The organism is Paenibacillus solanacearum (assembly GCF_910593845.1).
GTDB classification, from domain to species: domain Bacteria; phylum Bacillota; class Bacilli; order Paenibacillales; family NBRC-103111; genus Paenibacillus_G; species Paenibacillus_G solanacearum.
Genome location: NZ_CAJVAS010000032.1, coordinates 25990 through 42628, shown reverse-complemented (window position 1 = coordinate 42628; position 16639 = coordinate 25990). Strand labels below are relative to the sequence as shown.

Below are 16639 nucleotides of genomic sequence, written 5' to 3'. Positions count from 1 at the left end.
CCGACGTCACATGGCGGCGGTCGACGCCAAAAGTTAAGAATCCGGTGGTGTTTGGAAGCGATAAGGCCTCACTAGGGCTCTGCGGCTGAACTTCTTCTAGACACTACCTTGACAGGGTAAGGTTCAGTGGTGGTTCCAAAAACCACTGTTCGACGCGCGTACTATCAGGTACCATCCCCGATGGTCTGTATATCAAGCCGGCGGGGGATTTACAGCAAAATCATTGGATGTATACGAGTGGATCATGGACGTGGATTTGTGGGATTTATTATAAATAAAAGAACCAGTCCCAATTAGACTGGTTCTTTAGGCTAGGCTTTATGTTTACGATGATCTCAACCTCATTCCGGCCGCGGGATTCGAAGCTACTGCAAACTACGTGCTTTCCGAATCCTGACTTAGTTCTCCTGCATCAAGGCTCTGATTGCTTCTTCGGAAAGTTCAGTCATGTCCGCGACAGTCGATACATCATAACCCCGGGCAAGAAGGCGCCGGGCCGTTTGGCGTTTCTCTTGTAAAATGCCTTCAGCCATCCCTTCAGCCACGCCCTCAGCCTTTGCTCCCTCGATGCGGGACGCTTCGTCACGCAAATATTTTAGCCGGGCCTCATACTCCATTCGGGTTTGAGCGTCCTGACTCAAAAACTCCAATGTGGTCATGGCTTTCTTTAACATCGGCTCGTTCACCGTCAGCACCTCCCAATGTTTTGGCTCAACGCCTTTTAGAAACAGCAGCCAGTTGACGAGGCCGCCGCTTACGGGAACTTGGTTTGTATCCAATTTCGGCAATTCCATGACATGTACTTCAATATCGTCAAGGAGTGGAATCAAAGTGTGATCTTCACGCAAATGGAATACGTTATGGTAACGATCATTCGGCAGACACGAATAATTGAGGATGTTGATCGTCACGCACTTCTTCAATTCGCCGTAGTTGCTGCCTTCCTTCATCTGGTGGAAGTACATATTGCTCCAGTAAAACAACGTTCGTTTCTCCATATGATATGGATTAAACAACTGCATTTCTATGTTAATCAGATTGCCTTCGGCGGTCTTCGCTTTAATATCGAGAATGGATTGCTTATCCTTCGGGGCATCTTTGTCCGTGTACGGATTCATCAGGATGATTTCCGTCAGCGGCGGCTCTCCTGCCTCCAAAAACGTACTGTTGAGAAACGCCAGCAGCACGTCTTTATTGCTCTCGCTTCCGAATATTCGTTTAAATATGAAATCGTTCCGGGGATCAAGCAATTCCAACGCGATCATCTCCTATCCTGTTCATAAATTATACCATGTATTCAACTTTATACATAGCAATTGCATGTTTATAGACTTGTATCCATATCATCGAAACACCCGTCATATCTATGGTCACGGATTGGTCGCGAACGCATCGCCAACACTTGAAAAAGGCGTAACCCAACGCTGCTACTTGCCCGAAACTCAACGGTTTATCCAATACTCATCGTTTACAATGCCTCATCGCAAGCGGTATCATGAGGGAATGGAAACGTTATCCGGACAGGAGAGGTCTTATGAATTTGTATCGATGGGAAAAAGAACCGCAAGAAGGCCTGGTCGTCGTTCATGTATCCGATTCGCTGCAATTGGCTGAAGCGTGCAGTCAAGCGGTACCGGGCACGACGATTATTATGGCGGACGGTGAATATGGCGGCTCCGAGCTGTTCACGATTCGGGCGGAAGCAACGATCGACGCGCCGATTACGGTAAGAGCAGCGAACCGGGGCAAGGCTGTCATATTGGAAGGGGCGCGATTCGAGCTTCAACAATCGGCTTACATCATCATTCAAGGATTGAGATTCGCTAACACGGGGCATAGCGCCGTTCATTTGAACGATTGCCACCATATTCGCCTTACCCGCAACACCTTCGCGCTTAAGGAGGATGGAACGGAGCTGAAATGGCTGCTCATCAGCGGCGCGGACAGCCATCATCACTGGGTCGACCGTAACGAATTCGGTCCGAGGCGCGATAAAGGAATGTATGTGTCCTCCAACGGCGGTAACGGCCGGATGTCGCAGTACGACGTATATGAATACAATTATTTCCACGGCTCGGGGCCGTCGTTCCCTCGCAGCGAAGGCTAGATTAAGGCGATGCGCATTGGCCTCTCGGGCGTCTCGATGTCGGATGGATATAATGTGATCCAATACAACTTGTTCGAGCACTGCGACGCGAATCCCGAGATCATTTCGGTCAAAAACGGCCGCAACGAAGTACGGTACAACACCTTCCTGAACTGTGAGGGGCATCTGACTTCGCGACACGGCCATCATAACAGCTTCTATGGCAATCTCTTTATCGGCGATGGAAAGCGCAAAGGCATGGGTGGATTCCGAATTTACGGCAATGATCATCGGATCTACGAGAATGTGCTGGAAAACTTGACCGACTGGGCGGTCAACGTCGACAGCGGCGGTTATGATGGAGGGCCGGAAGGCGATGTGTACACGAAGGAGGTCTTGACCGCGCATTGGCGAAATTACCGCTCAGAGGTAAGCCGGAACGTCATCTCGGGGGGCCTGGGCATCGTCATTGGCGGCGTGAAGACGTACGAGCCGGTAGACAGCAAGGTGACGGATAACGTATACGTCGGAAGGAATGAATCATTCATCACCGAAAAAGCCGGGACGAATACGGTCATCGACGGCAACCGTTCGATCGGCAGCGATGAGCCGCTGCCGCCATCGATTCTGGAGCGGAGAAAGCCGTTAACAAGAGCGGAGACAGGCCCGGATGCTCCATAAATAACGCAAAGAATGCCGTACGGAGGATTACGCCGCACGGCTTCTTTGTGTCGGCGCATCCCGCTGCGGCTAAGCTGAAGTTCCTGCAAAGTCTGAAAAGAGAAGCGCAGTGGTCCTTTATCGCACGCAAGCCCGACAGCTCGCTTCCTGGCTTACTTTACGGTGTAACGACAGTGCTTCCAGCACGCAAGATGGCCCGAGCATTGCCATCTTTCCATACGTTCACGTGTGCGCCTCCGCATAAAAAGCTATAATAGAATATAGAAATAAGAGATCAGACAAAGGGGGAATAGCGTGTTTTTACGCAGAGAAAGCTTGAAGCAGTATATCCGGCTGTACCCGGTGACATCGGCGATTATCGTCATTCATCTTCTCGTTATGGCCGCGATGGAATGGTACGGTTCTTCGACGGAGAATGTAACGCTGCTCCGATTCGGAGCGATGTTCGATTTGCCGGGGATCGAGCCGGAGCCTTGGCGTCTTGTCACATCGATATTTATCCACATCGGGTTTGAGCACTTGTTGTTCAACAGCTTTGCGCTCTATGTGTTTGCGGCTCCGCTGGAACGAATGATCGGGTCATGGCGGTATGCACTGTACTATTTGGCATGCGGTGTGATCGGCAATTTGGCCAGCGCCTGGCTGCATACCGATCCTTACATCGGAGCGGGGGCATCAGGAGCGATTTACGGGGTATACGCCGCTTACTTGTACATGTCGGTATTCCGCAAAGATCTGATCGATTATCAAACGAAGCAAACGGTACGCACGATCGTGATCGTCGGATTCATCTCCTCGATTATTATCCCGAGGGTTGATTTGTACGCCCATGCCGGCGGCTTCATCGGCGGCTTGGCCGTTTCGGCACTCATGATGCTGTTCGTCAGGCGAAGACGGGCAAGGGAACACAGGGAAAATTAAAAAGAATCCGAAGAGCCGGCACAATGTAACCGCGGCTTTCGGATTCTTTTTACTTATTATCGATCAATCGAGCACCCCGCCGCCGAACAAAAAGCGATACTCGAGGTGCTTCCACCGGATTACATCGATCCGCACGCCTCCGGTTTCCTTGGAAGCGGTGTGGATCAGCTTGCCGTCTCCCAAATAAATGCCCATATGGCTGATCGGCTTATCTTCGGGCTGCAGCCCTTCGTAATCCGAAGCATGCGGCCCGAGGAATCGGGTAAAGAACAAGATGTCCCCGCGGCGCGCTTCGTTTAAATCCGTGTACTGTCTCCCGGCAAATGCTTTGATATAAGCAGCCTGGCTTCTGGAATCCCACGGCAAGTCCATGCCCAGCGCGTACAAATATACCCACCGGGTAAAGTCCGAGCAATCGAACGTGGAGGGCTCCATTCGATCGGAACCGTATTCGTAAGGCGTGCGCAGATAAGACTTCGCCGTCTCGATTACGTTCTCGGCGTAATTGCCCCGGATCGGCTGGATGCTTGGATTCGGAAAGGCCCGGATGAGCGGGAACCCGTTCGGATCGAGCAATGACGCGTTCCGGGCGTGCCCCTTCCCCAAACTCCGCATATGGCTTGGGAATAAGAGGCGCTCGACGCCCAGATCGCCTATTTTCAGCGGTGCGTCATGCTCGATGACGGACAATTCCGACATGCGGCCGTCGGTCTCCGGCTCATCCGCCGAATGGTTGTTTTCAGGAACGGATTGCTGCCGCACGTTGGAGGCGGCGCATCCGCTAACGCATATCAAACAGCATAGACATACGGCCCAAATCGCTTTTTTTCGTATACGCATGATCTAACCCCTTACATACACAATGAGGTTAGGATGCCAAGGATTCTCATTTCTTATGAGTACGGAAATAATTTTTTAAACCGGACCCATCTTTGTTAAGGATAATGGACCTCCAGCACTTGGACCCTGTACACATTCACCGTCTGGCTGCCGATCTTCATTTGTTCCGCCCCCGTGTACATGCCCGTGATCAGGGCATTGCCGCGCTTCCAGTTTGCTTTCGCACCGTTTCCGCTGCCGGTCAGCAGTACGTACTGGTTGTCGCTTTCGCCGAGCGCATTCGAACCGTCCACCGTGACGATATCGCATTCGAAGCGCACGTTTTCCGCTTTGCTATTCGGCAAGTCTTCTACCGTAACAAGCTTATATGATTGCTGCGGAGGCGCTTGGGGCTGTTGCGGCGGCTGCTGGGTTTGCTGCGTTTGGCGCAGCCCGCCGTCGCGGTACTCGTACGCAACCTTACTGCCCGGGCCTTCCCCGGCAGGGTTATCGAACTGCACGTCTCCTTTGCGGACCAACGTATAGCTGTCCGCTTCGAGATCGAGCAGCAGCCGCAGCTCCTGCGGCAACGCTTCATAGACCAAGTAGCGGGATTTGCGGTTTTTGGATGCCGCCTCCAGCAGCAGCACGGGAGAGGCGTTACCGCCGATCGAATCGTTGAGTTGAATCGAGGTGACGGTCACGCCTTTACCGACTTCCACCTCGGTCTTGCTCACCGAACCGTCCTGCAGCAGGCGCGCCAAGATGAGCGTCTTGTTCTCGGCCAGCCCGGCGGCGATGGCCTTCGCGCCCCACTTGCCTTTCACACTGGTCATGTACGAGAAGTCCCGGTCTTCGCCGGCCGCTTTGCCCAATAATCGGGCGGGGTCCGTTTCCATCCACCGCTGTTCAGTTTCCAGCAGTTCATTTTCCGTGTTCTGGTAGCTGCTGAGCAGTGAATACAGCTCGACCGCATCCTGAAATTTGCGCGCGTCGGCAAGCTGACGCGCGCGGGAGAGCAGCTTCTGGACGGAAGTGCGGACGTACGCCTCCGTTTTTGATCCGGGCTTCACGACTGCCGGATGCTCCTGCAGAAGCCGGACGTTTCCCAGGAAGCCTTTTACGTCATTTTTATCCAGCTGGCCGGATAAAACGGTCTGAATAAACGGCTCCACCTTACCGGAAATCCATGCGCTGTCGAGCCGGTAGGCTGCATACAGTTGGAGCAGCTTGTCGCTCTCGCCGAGCGCTTCCGCCAAGGCGGTTCCCTTGAGCACGGCGTTCAGACGGGCTTGCCCGTATTTTTGCCCCAGCCGGTTCAATTCCGCGGTTTTCGTTTTTTCATTGGGGTAGTAGGCCGCCGGAATTTGCACCAAGTAAGCGAGCATCCGGTCCCCCTCGCCCGCATTTTTCCCGGCTGTCCAGCTTTCCAGACCGGCCGTTAAGTTTTTCTTCACCTGGGCAAAAGCATCCGACAATCGTTGATCCGGCTTGTACTCGGCTTCGCTTTGCGCGAACGCGGAGCGTGTCTTCTCGTCCTGTCCGGCAGCGGCTTGCTTCATTTGCGACCATTGCTCCGCGGCCTTGACCAGCGTCGGCACATCGCCGACGTTGCGTGCGGCCTCGATATCGGCCGAGATCTGCGCCGCCGTATGGTACAGCTCGGTGAGAGGACGCAGCGCGGACAAGGCGGCTGCCGTCTCGCGCTCTTTGTAATCGAACGCGCGCATCGACTGCACGCGTATATACGCCTCCTCGGCTTCAAGCTGGCGGCCTTGAGCTTGAAACTCGGCGGCATGCGCGTAAGCAGTCATCTTCGACCGTGCGTAATAAGACTTCCATGCGGAAAGGAGAAGCAGGATGACAAAAAGGATCAAGGTGGCGCGCACATAGCGCCGGGAGCGTTTGAGCGTAAAATTCATGTGAAGTTCGCATCCTTGCCTAAAATGGGTTCGAATTCGGCGTCGTTGCCGTACATCCGTTCAGCCTCATCCATCGCCTTGTCGTACAGCCTTGCGCTGCGCCGGGAGGCCGGTATGTCTTGAAGCAGCCGGCATAGCCGCAGCAGCCGGTCTCTGGATAGCGCGCCGACATGATCGGCGATCAAGTCGGGGTACTGCACGACATATTCTTTAACGCGCAGCGCGGCCCCGGCGAGCTGGGCCATCGTTTGCGGCCCGATCGCGAGCGCTTCGATGTCACCGCGGTATTTTCTCGCGTAATCGAGCATGTCCCGGCGGACGAGCTCGGGCTTGACCTTGCAAATTTCGTTGACATAGCGCACGAAATCGGGGTCGAACGCTTCGGGAATGAGCGTGCCGAGCTCCAGATCCATATCGCGCCGCAAAATAAAGCGGTTCAGACAATAAATTTTGAGCAGCTTGATCTGGTCGCCTTTCAGAAAATGACCGATCTCCCGCAGCTTCAAGTAGGCGGACAGCTCGTCCTCCGATTTCAAATCGCCCGCCGCATTTTCCGCGTCCAGCAGCATCCCGTCGCGCACCTGCGCGCTTTCCTGCTTGAGCAGCTCAAGCAGCGTATGCTGTTCCCGTTCCTGGGCGTACCGTTTGCACAGCCAAACGTAGACGCCGACAAGCAGCAGGCCGGCGGTCAGCGACACGGACATTTGCAGGACGCTGCGCGCAAAAACGAAGCCGGCAAGACCGGAAGCGCCCAGCAGCAGCGCATCGCGCAGCTTCCCGTTTCGAAGCACAGTGCGGGCGATGTCCGTCACAGGCCGCAAGCTATGCTCCGCCTCGCAGCTGAGGCATGTCTCCAGCCCGAGGGAAGAATAAGCGCCGCAGCGCACGCACTGCTTCAGCCGCTCATAGGCATAGCGGGTATGTACAAGCTCAGGGAATTGGACGGCCTTTTTATTCATGACGAACCTCCTGGTTCAAAAGTTGCAGCAGCTCGCGGTCGATTTGCTCCGGCGTCAAGCCGCTGCGTTTCCACTTCACGAATTGGACGGTACGGAACACGGCGAAACCTGCTCCGGCGGCTAGGAGTATGTAAGTAACCAGCGAAGTGAGCATCTTGACTTCTTCCTCTCCGTATGATATTGACCTCAAATCTTAAGAATGTTATAAGAATTGAAACCTAGCAATTTGAAAAACCAAACGTTAATATGATTAAATAACGACAATGAGTCCTATTTTACTACCACCTTTTACAAATTACTACATCGGGGCTCAATAGAGGAGGAAAGCAACGCGTGTTGAAACGAAAGAGCATGCTGCAATGGGCCGCTGCCCTGTTGATCGCTCTGGCTTTGCCGATACCGCAGACCTACGCCGCGCAAGCGGCATCCGATACGAGAATCGATGCCGTGCTGTCCGTGGATGTGAGCAATTCCATGAACGAATCCGACGTCAATAAAGTGAGCTACGAAGCGATGAAAATGTTCATCGACATGGCTTCCGTGCGAGGGGACCGGATCGGCGTTGTCGCCTATACCGACCAGGTGATGCGCGAGAAAGCGCCGCTCAAGATCGGCGGTGCGAAAGACAAGGAAGAGCTGAAGAAGTTTATCGATCAGCTCACACTGGGACCCTATACCGATCTGGCCGTCGGCGTCGACGAAGCGGTAAAGGTGCTGGAGAGCGGTGTCGAGCCGGGGCATGTGCCGCTGATCGTGCTGCTCACCGACGGCAATAATTCGCTCAGAGCCGGACAGACGCAGCAAAAGTCCCAGGAAGTACTGAACCAGGCAGTTCAGAAGGCGAAGAACAAAGGCATTCCGATCTATACGATCGGCCTGAATGCGGACGGGCAGCTCAACAAGGACGAACTGGACCGGATCTCCAAGGAGACCGGCGGCAAAATGTTCGTCACGAGCACGGCGGACAAGCTCCCGGAAATACTCAGCGAAATATATGCCAGCCATTTGAAGCTGAAGGTTGTGCCGCTTCCCGGGTTTACGGCGAACGGCGATTTTCAGAACGTCGTCGTCAACATCCCGACGGCGAGCGTGGCGGAAGCGAACATATCGATCATGTCGCCGAATCCGGTGGACGTGAAGCTGAGCGATCCGTCCGGCAAGGAGCAGCCGATTCCTTCGGACCGCATCGTTTACTCCAAGTCCAAGGCGTATTCGCTGATCAAAATTTTAAATCCGGCGCAGGGCGATTGGAACTTGAAGATCAAAGGCGTGTCGAAGGACAAAATCGACATTAATTTAATTTATAACTACGATTTGAAGGTGTCGATGGTTCCTTTGTCGTCTATATCTTATAGCCCCGGGGACTCGGTTGCCGTGAAGGCTCATTTGATGTCGAACGGGCAGAAGGTGAACGATCCCGGCTTATATAAGAACGCCAAAGCGTCGCTTGTACTGACGGACCTCGATACGAAGATATCGACGGAGTCGCCGCTTGTCTCGAATGCGGACAGCATCGAAGGAAGCTTCAAGGTGCCGGAGGCGCATGATTACGAGCTGAAGGTGAAAGTCGAGGACGCCAATTTCTTGCGCGAATCGGAGCCGGTCGCCATTTCGGCGAAAAAGCCGGCTTCACCGTCCGCTCCGGCGGAGACGTCCCAAGAGAGCGAGGGACGCTGGCTGAAGTTATCCGCTTGGGGAGGAGCGCTGCTTGTCCTCATTGCGGCGGCTCTGGCGGCGATGGCTTATTGGAAAAAGGCGAACCGCGGCTTCGTCGGGCAACTGGTCGTCGAAATTCGGGACGAGGACACCGGCGAGCGCACTTCGCCCCAATATAAGAAGCTCCACACGTTCAAGGGCAAATTCAATCTCCATCAGCTGCTGCAGCTTGCGCCTGACTATGCCGAAACGGCCGCCATCGTGTTCCGGCCGGGACGGGGAGATACGCTGAACGTAGTCAATAAGTCCGGCTGCGTGATGGAAAAGGGCGGCCGGGTGTTCGAAGCGGAAGGCGGCAAAGAAATTTTTGCCCGGGATTGCATCAAAATCACGCTTAAAAACGTCAATAAAGTAATCACCTTGGAATATTTGAAATAAACAGGGGGACATGGACCTATGAAAGCCGTAGTGAAAGAACATATACAGCAGCTCGACGTCTCTTTGGGCGGGGGCATTATCAGCGAAAAAATCCGCGTCGACACCATCGACAACCCGATGCTCGTCATCGGACTCGGCGGAACGGGGATCGACGCGCTGCTGCGCCTGAAGTACCAGATCAACCGCCGGTTCAAGCTGCCGGAAGACACGATGACGAAGAAGAAGAAGGATAAGCCGAACAACGTCGAGTTTCTCGCGATCGAGACGAACGAGCATGACCGCAACAAGCGCTACAAAGGCGTCGGGCTCGATCCGATGACCGAATTCGTGCTGCTGTCCAACCCGGAAATCGGCAGCGTGCTGCAAAACCGCAGCGTGCTGGAGCCGTACATAAAGGAATGGCTGTCCCCGGAGCTGACGATTACCGACGGGATCAACGGCGCTTCCGGCGTCAGACAAGCCGGGCGTCTGCTCATGTTCACCAAGATTGTGCACGTTGTGCAGACGATCGAGCGGAAAATCAAGACGCTGTCCATCGGCACGAACAAGAAGCTGATGGTGTTTGTGCTGACGGGACTATCAGGCGGCACCGGGAGCGGCTGCTTCCTCGACATCGCCTATATCGTTCGCGGCATCATGGAGCGCGACTACGGCTCGGCCGGCGTCGATAAAGTGAACCTGCTCGGCTACTTGTTCGCGCCGGACGTGAATCTGGCGAACAAGAGCTTGACCGAGCATTCGCGCGAGTACATCAAGAAGAACGGCTATGCGGCGCTGAAAGAGCTGGATTACTGGATGAACGCGGACGAGCGGGGCGAGCGGTTCAAGCAGCAGTACGCGAACATATTAACGGTCGATTCGCCGATGCCGCCGTTCAATCTGGCGCATCTGATCTCGGCAACCAATCTGGAAGGCAAGCTGCTCGAGAATGCCTATGATTACTGCATGAACGTGACGGCGGAGAACATCACGAACTTTATGGCCAGCGAGGACAAGGGTTCCGGCGAAGAGTTCGCGATCCACGATTATATCAGCAACATCCGTACGAACATCAACCAGATGCCGAAGGCGTACGCCGCCAACTACCAGTACAACATCCTCGGCGCTTCCTCCGCGGTGCTGCCGATCGAAGAGATGACGACGTATTTGGCGTACAAAGTGTTTCAGCGCATGGAAAAAATGTTCACGGCCGGTCCTTCCCAGGAAGACGTGGAGAAGCTGGCGCGCAAGCTGAACATGGACCCTGACTCCGTTCATCGCGAATTTAACAAGCAGGTGCCGGAGCCGCTGCCGGGCTACCAGAACAGCGAACGGTTAAGCTACGCCAACGTGGTCAAGCAGCAGAACGTCAACATCGATACGGAGCTGGAGCAGCATTACTTGTCGCGGGCGCGCGAGGAATACATCAAGTGCCGCAGACAGCTGCCGGGCCAGATCAAAGAGGTATTCACCGAGCAGATCACCAAAGTGTTCATTCATCCGGAGCAGGGGCCGTTTTACGCGTCGCGGATGATTTTGCAGGATAAAGGCTTCTGCCTGCTGAAGCTGATCTCCTCGTATATTGAAGCGCTCAAGGAGAGCATTTACCGGATTCCGCGGGATATCGAGTATGCGGAAGAGCAGTCGCAGCAAAAAATGACCGAAGCCCGCAGCGCGTTCATTTCCAAGGACCGCAAAAAGGATGCTTACATCGAGGCGAAAATCGGAGAATACCTGCTTCACGCCGACCGCGAGCGGATGGAGCAGATGGTTGAGTTTTACGAGGATTTGTACAATTTGATTAACGCCGAGAACTCACGCATCTATTCGGTGTTCACCGAGCTGTTGAGCGAGCTGAACCGGATTTTCGAGAAGAACGGCAGCATTTTGACTAGCGGCCAGGAGGAAGTTGACCACAAGGGCAACCGGACGTATTACTGGAATGTCGTCAGCGTGCCGGATATGGCGAAGCTGATCGGCCAGGTCATGGACGAGAAGAACGTCAACGATCTGATCCGGGACTTCACGCAGGAGCTGCTTAGCAAGTCGAACCAATGGACGAAGGAACAGGAAGTGGATGTGATCGGCTCGATCTCCGATTTCCTGACGCAGCATTTCAGCGAGCTTATTACGAAATCGATGGAAGAGTACTTGGTCATCAAATACGGTCAGGAAGATTCGATGGAAAAGCTCGTCGAGCAGCGGATCGCCAGTCGTCTTCACGAAGAGGCGAAGCCGGTATTTCATCTGAGCAACAGCTCCGGCAACTTCAACTTCCCGTCCTGGGGCTTCGTCTCGGTACCGGTGAAGGCGCCGAATATCTTCAAAGGAATCCGCAATTTCCAGGACAACGCCATTGCCAACACCCGGTTTACGATCAAGGAAAGCCAAGTGAAAAACCGCATATTCTGGCTCAACACGCAAAACGGTATTCCGCTGTTTTTGTACACGCCGATGAAAGTGTATGAGACGAGCTACGAGCGCACGATTCTGGAGCCGGAAGGCATCGGGCGTCACCTCGTGCAGACCGATAAGATCAACTGGACGTACCTGCCGTCGCCGATTCCCGAGAAGTCTTGGGGCGATACGTATGAGAATGGACGCGTACGCACATTTAACGCGGAGATTAGAGAGCTGTTCGACAAGGCGCTAAGCCAAGGCATTATTCGGGAAAAAGGGGCCGACAGCGGGACGATCAACCGCTACGCCTGCACGTTCACGAAGCCGTTCGATCTAGGCCGCTTCCTGGCCGCGTATCCTTTGCAGCTGGACACGCAAAAGCCGAACCTCGGCGAAGTGAGCCGCTGCGTGAACGATATGAATGGGCTTCTCGCCAATGGGCTTGAGCCGGCGGGCGGCAAAGACATCTTCGGCAGCGTGAACGAGGAGCTGGCGAAGGAAAATCTGATCCGTTATCCGGAGCTGCAGAAGCGGATCCGGGAGGAGCTGGACAAGTACGGTCAGATCCAGCGCAAGATTGCCGAGCTGGAGCAAGTGCTCAGCCGTTTGCAGGATGAGGAGAAGCTGATCGGCTTGTTTATCGAAGCGATGTACACCTCGGCGATTGCAAAGAAAGGCGCGCTGTACGTCTACGACCACGACGCGGACGAAGATCCGTGGGACGCTTTCGTCAATTTGATGCAGGTGAACAAATTTGTGGAGTTTGAAATCTTCGCGAAGCTGAATGCGCTCGAGCCGAAACAACTGGCGCTGCTGCAGCGCAAAGCGGCGAAGCGGAGCCAGCAGTTGGTCGCCTCCGAGGACATCAGCGTGCTGGTGACGAAGCTGAGGGAGCTCAGCGCCGCGTTCCAGGAAGCGAAGTCGGCGCTGGACTACGAGCGATCGGAACACGCCAACGGCGAAGCGATGTACCAGTTCTACAAGCAAGTTTCGGTCAAAGTAAACGACATCGTCAAAAAATTGGCATAGCACACGCATGCATTAGCGTTGGAATGAAAGGGGGATGCGGATGAGCCTGCGCGAAAAATGTATGGTGTTTGCGGGTGAATACGCCGCCGAGCTGGAGCATCGGAGCAGCGGCGAAGATGCGCTTTCCACGATTTACCACCCGGTCGTGTTTTTGTTTCTAGGCGATCGGGCGGCGGAAGACGTGCGGCATGCTGCGGATTGGCTGCAGCGCAGATGGCATAACGGGGCCGGGGCGATCTGCCTGCACGCGGGCATATCGGTGCAGGGCGCCGAAGAGCCGGTGTACGGCTGGCAGCTTCTGTCAGCGGGGGCAGACCCGCGAACCGAGCGGCCGGATATCCGACACCGGTTTTACGAGGATGACGCGAAGCTGCTGGAGCTGAACGTAACGCTGCGCAAGATGGTCAACAACATCCGCGCCATGGGCCGGAGCTACGACAACCTGCAGCGCTTGAACATCGCCGTCGTCACCCGGCTGGACGATCCGTTCCACGTGCTGCTGCCCGACTTGACGGTGCTGATGAAAACAGTCTTCGGCGAAAGCTTCCGCTCCGTCATCGCAGATCTGTACGTACTCGCGGACGAGCGCCAGGAGAATGAGGACTTCGCTTACCGCAGCGCGATCGGCGTTAGTCTGCTGAAAGAATTGGATGTATATCAAAGCCGCTCATACCGTTACGAACAGCGTCTTCAGGTAACCGGAGAGGGGGTGCGGCTGCCGGCCGTCCATCCGCCGTCGCCGCTGTTTGACACCGTGTACTGGCTGAGCAACAAGGACGAACGGGGCATCTTCGCCGAAGGCGGCATGCGCAGCGGAGCGGAGCTTGTGTGCCGCTTAAGCCTGCTTAAAAACGCCAGACCTGCCGAAGATCCCGGTTCGTCATCCGGTCCGGCGCTGGACTCGTACAATCATCAGCTGTTCAAGCAAAGCATCACGCCGGCTGACGCTCGGGGCGCCGTCTACGCGTCTGCGGGCTGCGCGCAAGTGACCCGTCCGAACGCGGAGATTGCTTTATCGGTGCTGTATCACTACCAGAAGCGCGTGCTGCTCCGACTGCAGGACAACGCGCAGACGGGCATCGTTCAGGCGCTGCCGCTGCTGCAGCTCGACCCGCAAGACACCGAGCGCGCGGCGCGCGGCATGATGCCCGAGCCGGAGAAAGCGATGGAAGGCATGCGCGGTTTGATGCATGCGGACTTGTCCTTCGGGGACTTGCGGCCGATGACGCTCCGCCAGGCGGAACAGGCGCTGTTCGGGGACAATGCGCGGCTGTTTTTCGAGAAGAACATCGCCGCGGCAGCGGAGTCGCTGCTTGAGCAGAACGATCCGGCGCGAAGACTAGAGCGTCTGGTGGAGCAGAAGGTCATTCAGGAACCGGCTCTTGGGCTGTATGCCCTGTACCGGTGGACGATGCCCGGCGAAGCCGGAAGCTTGGCGGAGCTGCTCGATGAGCGAATCCGCCAGATGGTCGGTCGTATTACCCAGTGCCGGGTTGATCTGGAGATGGCGCGGGACGAGAAGGTGGAATATATCGTCCCGGTCAAAAGCTCCCCGCTCGCTTGGTTTAGCGGCAAGCCTTCCGTGAAGGAAGTGGTTCGACGTCTGCTTGATCACATCTACGGTTTGCAGTGGGAGCTCGCTTTGCTTGAGCTGCACCGGAAGCTGCTCGTTCAATACCGCGACAAGCTGGGCGAGCTGCATCGCAAGGTGCGGCCGGTGGTGGAACGCTTTATCGGACTGGAGCAGGAATGGCTCAAGCTCAGCCGCAGCGAAGCCGCCGCCTTCGGCGGGCAGGCGGGACGCAACATCGACGAATATTACGGCCATGTCGTCGAAACCATTTTGAATGAATGGGAGAACCGGCTGCATCGGTTGTTTTATTTCGAACCTGCGCGAATCGGCAACGCTTCCCTGCTCTTCGCGGAGCAGGAAGACGTATGGCTGCAGCGGCTGACGGATACGGTGCGCAAGGACTTGTTCTCCCATTCGCTGTTCCATCAATCGTTCGAAGCGGAGCTGTTGGCTCGCGCGAATGTAACCACTTCGTATGACAATCCGCTCGTGCTGACCAAGGAAGATCTGTTCCGCGACATGTCCCGGACGCTCGACAGCGAATCGGCGATTCGGGCGGACGTGTATCATTCGACGCATCGTCACCGGTACGAGGAACAGTATTACGCGGGCCATGCGCAGAGCGAATTTATCCGGTATGCGGCGGGTGCGCAGCAGACTAGCGGCACCTGCAAGCTCGGATGCATCCATGAAGGGCGGACGAGCAGCGTGGAGAAAATTCATCTGATGGGCGGCTTCCGCGGAGAAGATTTGATGTATTTCCGCCACGGCAAACGATATTATGATTCGTATGCGGAAAGCGGATTTCAATTTCACAGCATCGACCTGAATGCTGTGCAGGAAAGGCAGCTGGGAAACGGTGAAAGAGCGTAAATGGAACGCCCTTCTGACCGTCTTCAGCCTGGCCGGCGGGTTCGCCGGCTTTGTTACAGGCGAGATGGTATTGGCCCGATGGGGGGGCGAATGGCATGAAACGATACTGATGGGCGTCTATTTCGGCCAGCTTGCCTTCTGGATCGGGCTTGGCTGTCTTCTGGCGGAAATCGTCGCTCCGCGGTTGAACGGGCAAGAGTGGAGGCTGCGGTATGCCCGGGACGGATGGAAGTTTCTCGTCCCGGCCACCGTGGTCCTCCTGTTTGCGGCCGGAGCGCTGCTGCAGTTTGTATACACGTTGTATTGGGACGGCCGGAAGCCGGTGCAGGATTACGTGCTGGTCATGGACCGGTCGGGCAGCATGAATCAGACCGATCCGAAGCTGCAGAGCATCGCGGCCGCCCAGTCGCTGGTCAGCCGAATGGACAAGCGGAAGCGGGTGGCGGTCATCGCTTTCAACGAGCAAGCGAATGTCGTGCAGCCGTTCATCGGCATGAAGGATCAGGCGAGCAAGGACCAAGCTTCTGCGCGCATCGCTTCGATGCCTGCTCCCGACGGGCAGACCGACATCGGCAAAGCGCTGTCGCTGGCTCGCGAGCAGATCGAAAGCGGCGGCGGCGATCGCAAAGCGTCCGTCATTCTCATCTCGGACGGATACAGCGACGTGAACCTGGATCAGGTGATCTCCCCGTTCGTTCAGAGAGGCATCGCGGTCGATACGGTCGGCTTCAATCCGTCGGACGAACAGGGCAATCGGCTGCTGCTGCAGATCGCTAACGCGACCGGAGGCTCGTTCTATAACGTGGAACGGGCGGACCGGATCGTCGAAGCGTTCGGCGCGATCTATACGGGCGACCGGGCCTGGCACTTGGCCGGCGAGCGTTACGGCGATGCGGCCGGCGACGCGTACCGCGGGTGGATGCGCGTCGGCATGCTGGCGGTTATCGGCGCATTGATGGGGCTGGCGCTCGGCATTATTTTCGATAACCGGTTTTTGGCGAAAAGCTTCATTATAGGCGGCATTGTCGCGGGTCTTGCCGCGGGCGCCATTCTCGAAACCGGGCTGCAGCACGGCGCGTTCCATGCCTGGTACCGGGCGGAAGCCGATCTTGCGCTCGCGCTCGTGCTGTCGTTCTCTACGCTGCTGGTGGCCGTAGGTGACTCGGCGGCTGGACGCGCCGCGCGGTCATCCGGTTCCGGATGGATCGCCCGCAGAGGCGCAGCCGACGGACGATCGCCGAGAAGCGGCGATCGCGCGAAAACCGGCAAACAATTCCGCTAATGCGATAGATCGGGGGGCTTT

General features: G+C 55.9%; 10 protein-coding genes and 1 pseudogene. 6 read left to right on the top strand and 5 right to left on the bottom strand.

What is annotated here, in order from left to right:
* Positions 1-398: 398 nt before the first annotated feature.
* The gene (locus KXG62_RS24905) at positions 399-1265 is read right to left on the bottom strand and encodes an Rpn family recombination-promoting nuclease/putative transposase (protein ID WP_218094732.1); all 867 of its coding nucleotides are present in this window, start codon (positions 1263-1265) and stop codon (positions 399-401) included.
* Between the two features lie 230 nt (positions 1266-1495).
* Here KXG62_RS24905 and KXG62_RS34195 point away from each other — a divergent pair.
* Positions 1496-2767, top strand: a pseudogene (locus KXG62_RS34195) (polysaccharide lyase 6 family protein).
* Positions 2768-3061: 294 nt separating this feature from the next.
* Entirely contained in the window at positions 3062-3688 is a 627-nt protein-coding gene (locus KXG62_RS24890) for a rhomboid family intramembrane serine protease (RefSeq protein ID WP_218094729.1), read from the top strand.
* Positions 3689-3751: 63 nt separating this feature from the next.
* On the opposite strand, the gene KXG62_RS24885 is transcribed toward KXG62_RS24890, so the two are convergent.
* The 4 genes from KXG62_RS24885 to KXG62_RS24870 all read right to left on the bottom strand — a co-directional run bounded on the left by KXG62_RS24885 (position 3752) and on the right by KXG62_RS24870 (position 7542).
* The gene (locus KXG62_RS24885; RefSeq protein WP_218094728.1) at positions 3752-4528 is read right to left on the bottom strand and encodes a C40 family peptidase; all 777 of its coding nucleotides are present in this window, start codon (positions 4526-4528) and stop codon (positions 3752-3754) included.
* A gap of 95 nt (positions 4529-4623) precedes the next feature.
* On the bottom strand, positions 4624-6429 hold the full coding sequence (locus KXG62_RS24880; protein WP_218094727.1) for a hypothetical protein: 1806 nt from the start codon (positions 6427-6429) through the stop codon (positions 4624-4626).
* Positions 6426-7388, bottom strand: coding sequence for a hypothetical protein (locus KXG62_RS24875; protein WP_218094726.1), 963 nt, complete (start codon positions 7386-7388; stop codon positions 6426-6428). The genes KXG62_RS24880 and KXG62_RS24875 overlap by 4 nt, the downstream gene beginning before the upstream one ends.
* Complete coding sequence (locus KXG62_RS24870) at positions 7381-7542, bottom strand: hypothetical protein (RefSeq protein ID WP_218094725.1); 162 nt, start codon at positions 7540-7542, stop codon at positions 7381-7383. Before KXG62_RS24870 ends, KXG62_RS24875 begins: the two co-directional genes overlap by 8 nt.
* A 197-nt stretch (positions 7543-7739) precedes the next feature.
* Here KXG62_RS24870 and KXG62_RS24865 point away from each other — a divergent pair, with 197 nt between their 5' ends.
* The 4 genes from KXG62_RS24865 to KXG62_RS24850 are packed head-to-tail and all read left to right on the top strand — an operon-like array spanning position 7740 to position 16618.
* Positions 7740-9482 carry a vWA domain-containing protein gene (locus tag KXG62_RS24865; protein WP_218094759.1) on the top strand — a complete coding sequence of 581 codons (1743 nt, stop codon included), beginning with the start codon at positions 7740-7742 and terminating at the stop codon, positions 9480-9482.
* 18 nt (positions 9483-9500) lie between these two features.
* Positions 9501-12890: a tubulin-like doman-containing protein gene (locus KXG62_RS24860; protein WP_218094724.1), complete on the top strand. Its 3390-nt coding sequence runs from the start codon at positions 9501-9503 to the stop codon at positions 12888-12890.
* A gap of 40 nt (positions 12891-12930) precedes the next feature.
* Positions 12931-15336 (top strand): hypothetical protein, encoded by a 2406-nt coding sequence (locus KXG62_RS24855; protein WP_218094723.1) that lies wholly within the window; start codon positions 12931-12933, stop codon positions 15334-15336.
* Positions 15323-16618 carry a vWA domain-containing protein gene (locus tag KXG62_RS24850; RefSeq protein ID WP_218094722.1) on the top strand — a complete coding sequence of 432 codons (1296 nt, stop codon included), beginning with the start codon at positions 15323-15325 and terminating at the stop codon, positions 16616-16618. Before KXG62_RS24855 ends, KXG62_RS24850 begins: the two co-directional genes overlap by 14 nt.
* Positions 16619-16639 lie beyond the last annotated feature (21 nt).

Excerpts from the sequence above, each read along its gene's own strand:
- KXG62_RS24905 (WP_218094732.1), bottom strand. The coding sequence starts at position 1,265 with ATGATCGCGTTGGAATTGCTTGATCCCCGGAACGATTTCATATTTAAA.
- KXG62_RS24885 (WP_218094728.1), bottom strand. The coding sequence starts at position 4,528 with ATGCGTATACGAAAAAAAGCGATTTGGGCCGTATGTCTATGCTGTTTG.
- KXG62_RS24880 (WP_218094727.1), bottom strand. The coding sequence starts at position 6,429 with ATGAATTTTACGCTCAAACGCTCCCGGCGCTATGTGCGCGCCACCTTG.
- KXG62_RS24875 (WP_218094726.1), bottom strand. The coding sequence starts at position 7,388 with ATGAATAAAAAGGCCGTCCAATTCCCTGAGCTTGTACATACCCGCTAT.
- KXG62_RS24870 (WP_218094725.1), bottom strand. The coding sequence starts at position 7,542 with ATGCTCACTTCGCTGGTTACTTACATACTCCTAGCCGCCGGAGCAGGT.
- KXG62_RS24865 (WP_218094759.1), top strand. The coding sequence starts at position 7,740 with ATGCTGCAATGGGCCGCTGCCCTGTTGATCGCTCTGGCTTTGCCGATA.
- KXG62_RS24860 (WP_218094724.1), top strand. The coding sequence starts at position 9,501 with ATGAAAGCCGTAGTGAAAGAACATATACAGCAGCTCGACGTCTCTTTG.
- KXG62_RS24855 (WP_218094723.1), top strand. The coding sequence starts at position 12,931 with ATGAGCCTGCGCGAAAAATGTATGGTGTTTGCGGGTGAATACGCCGCC.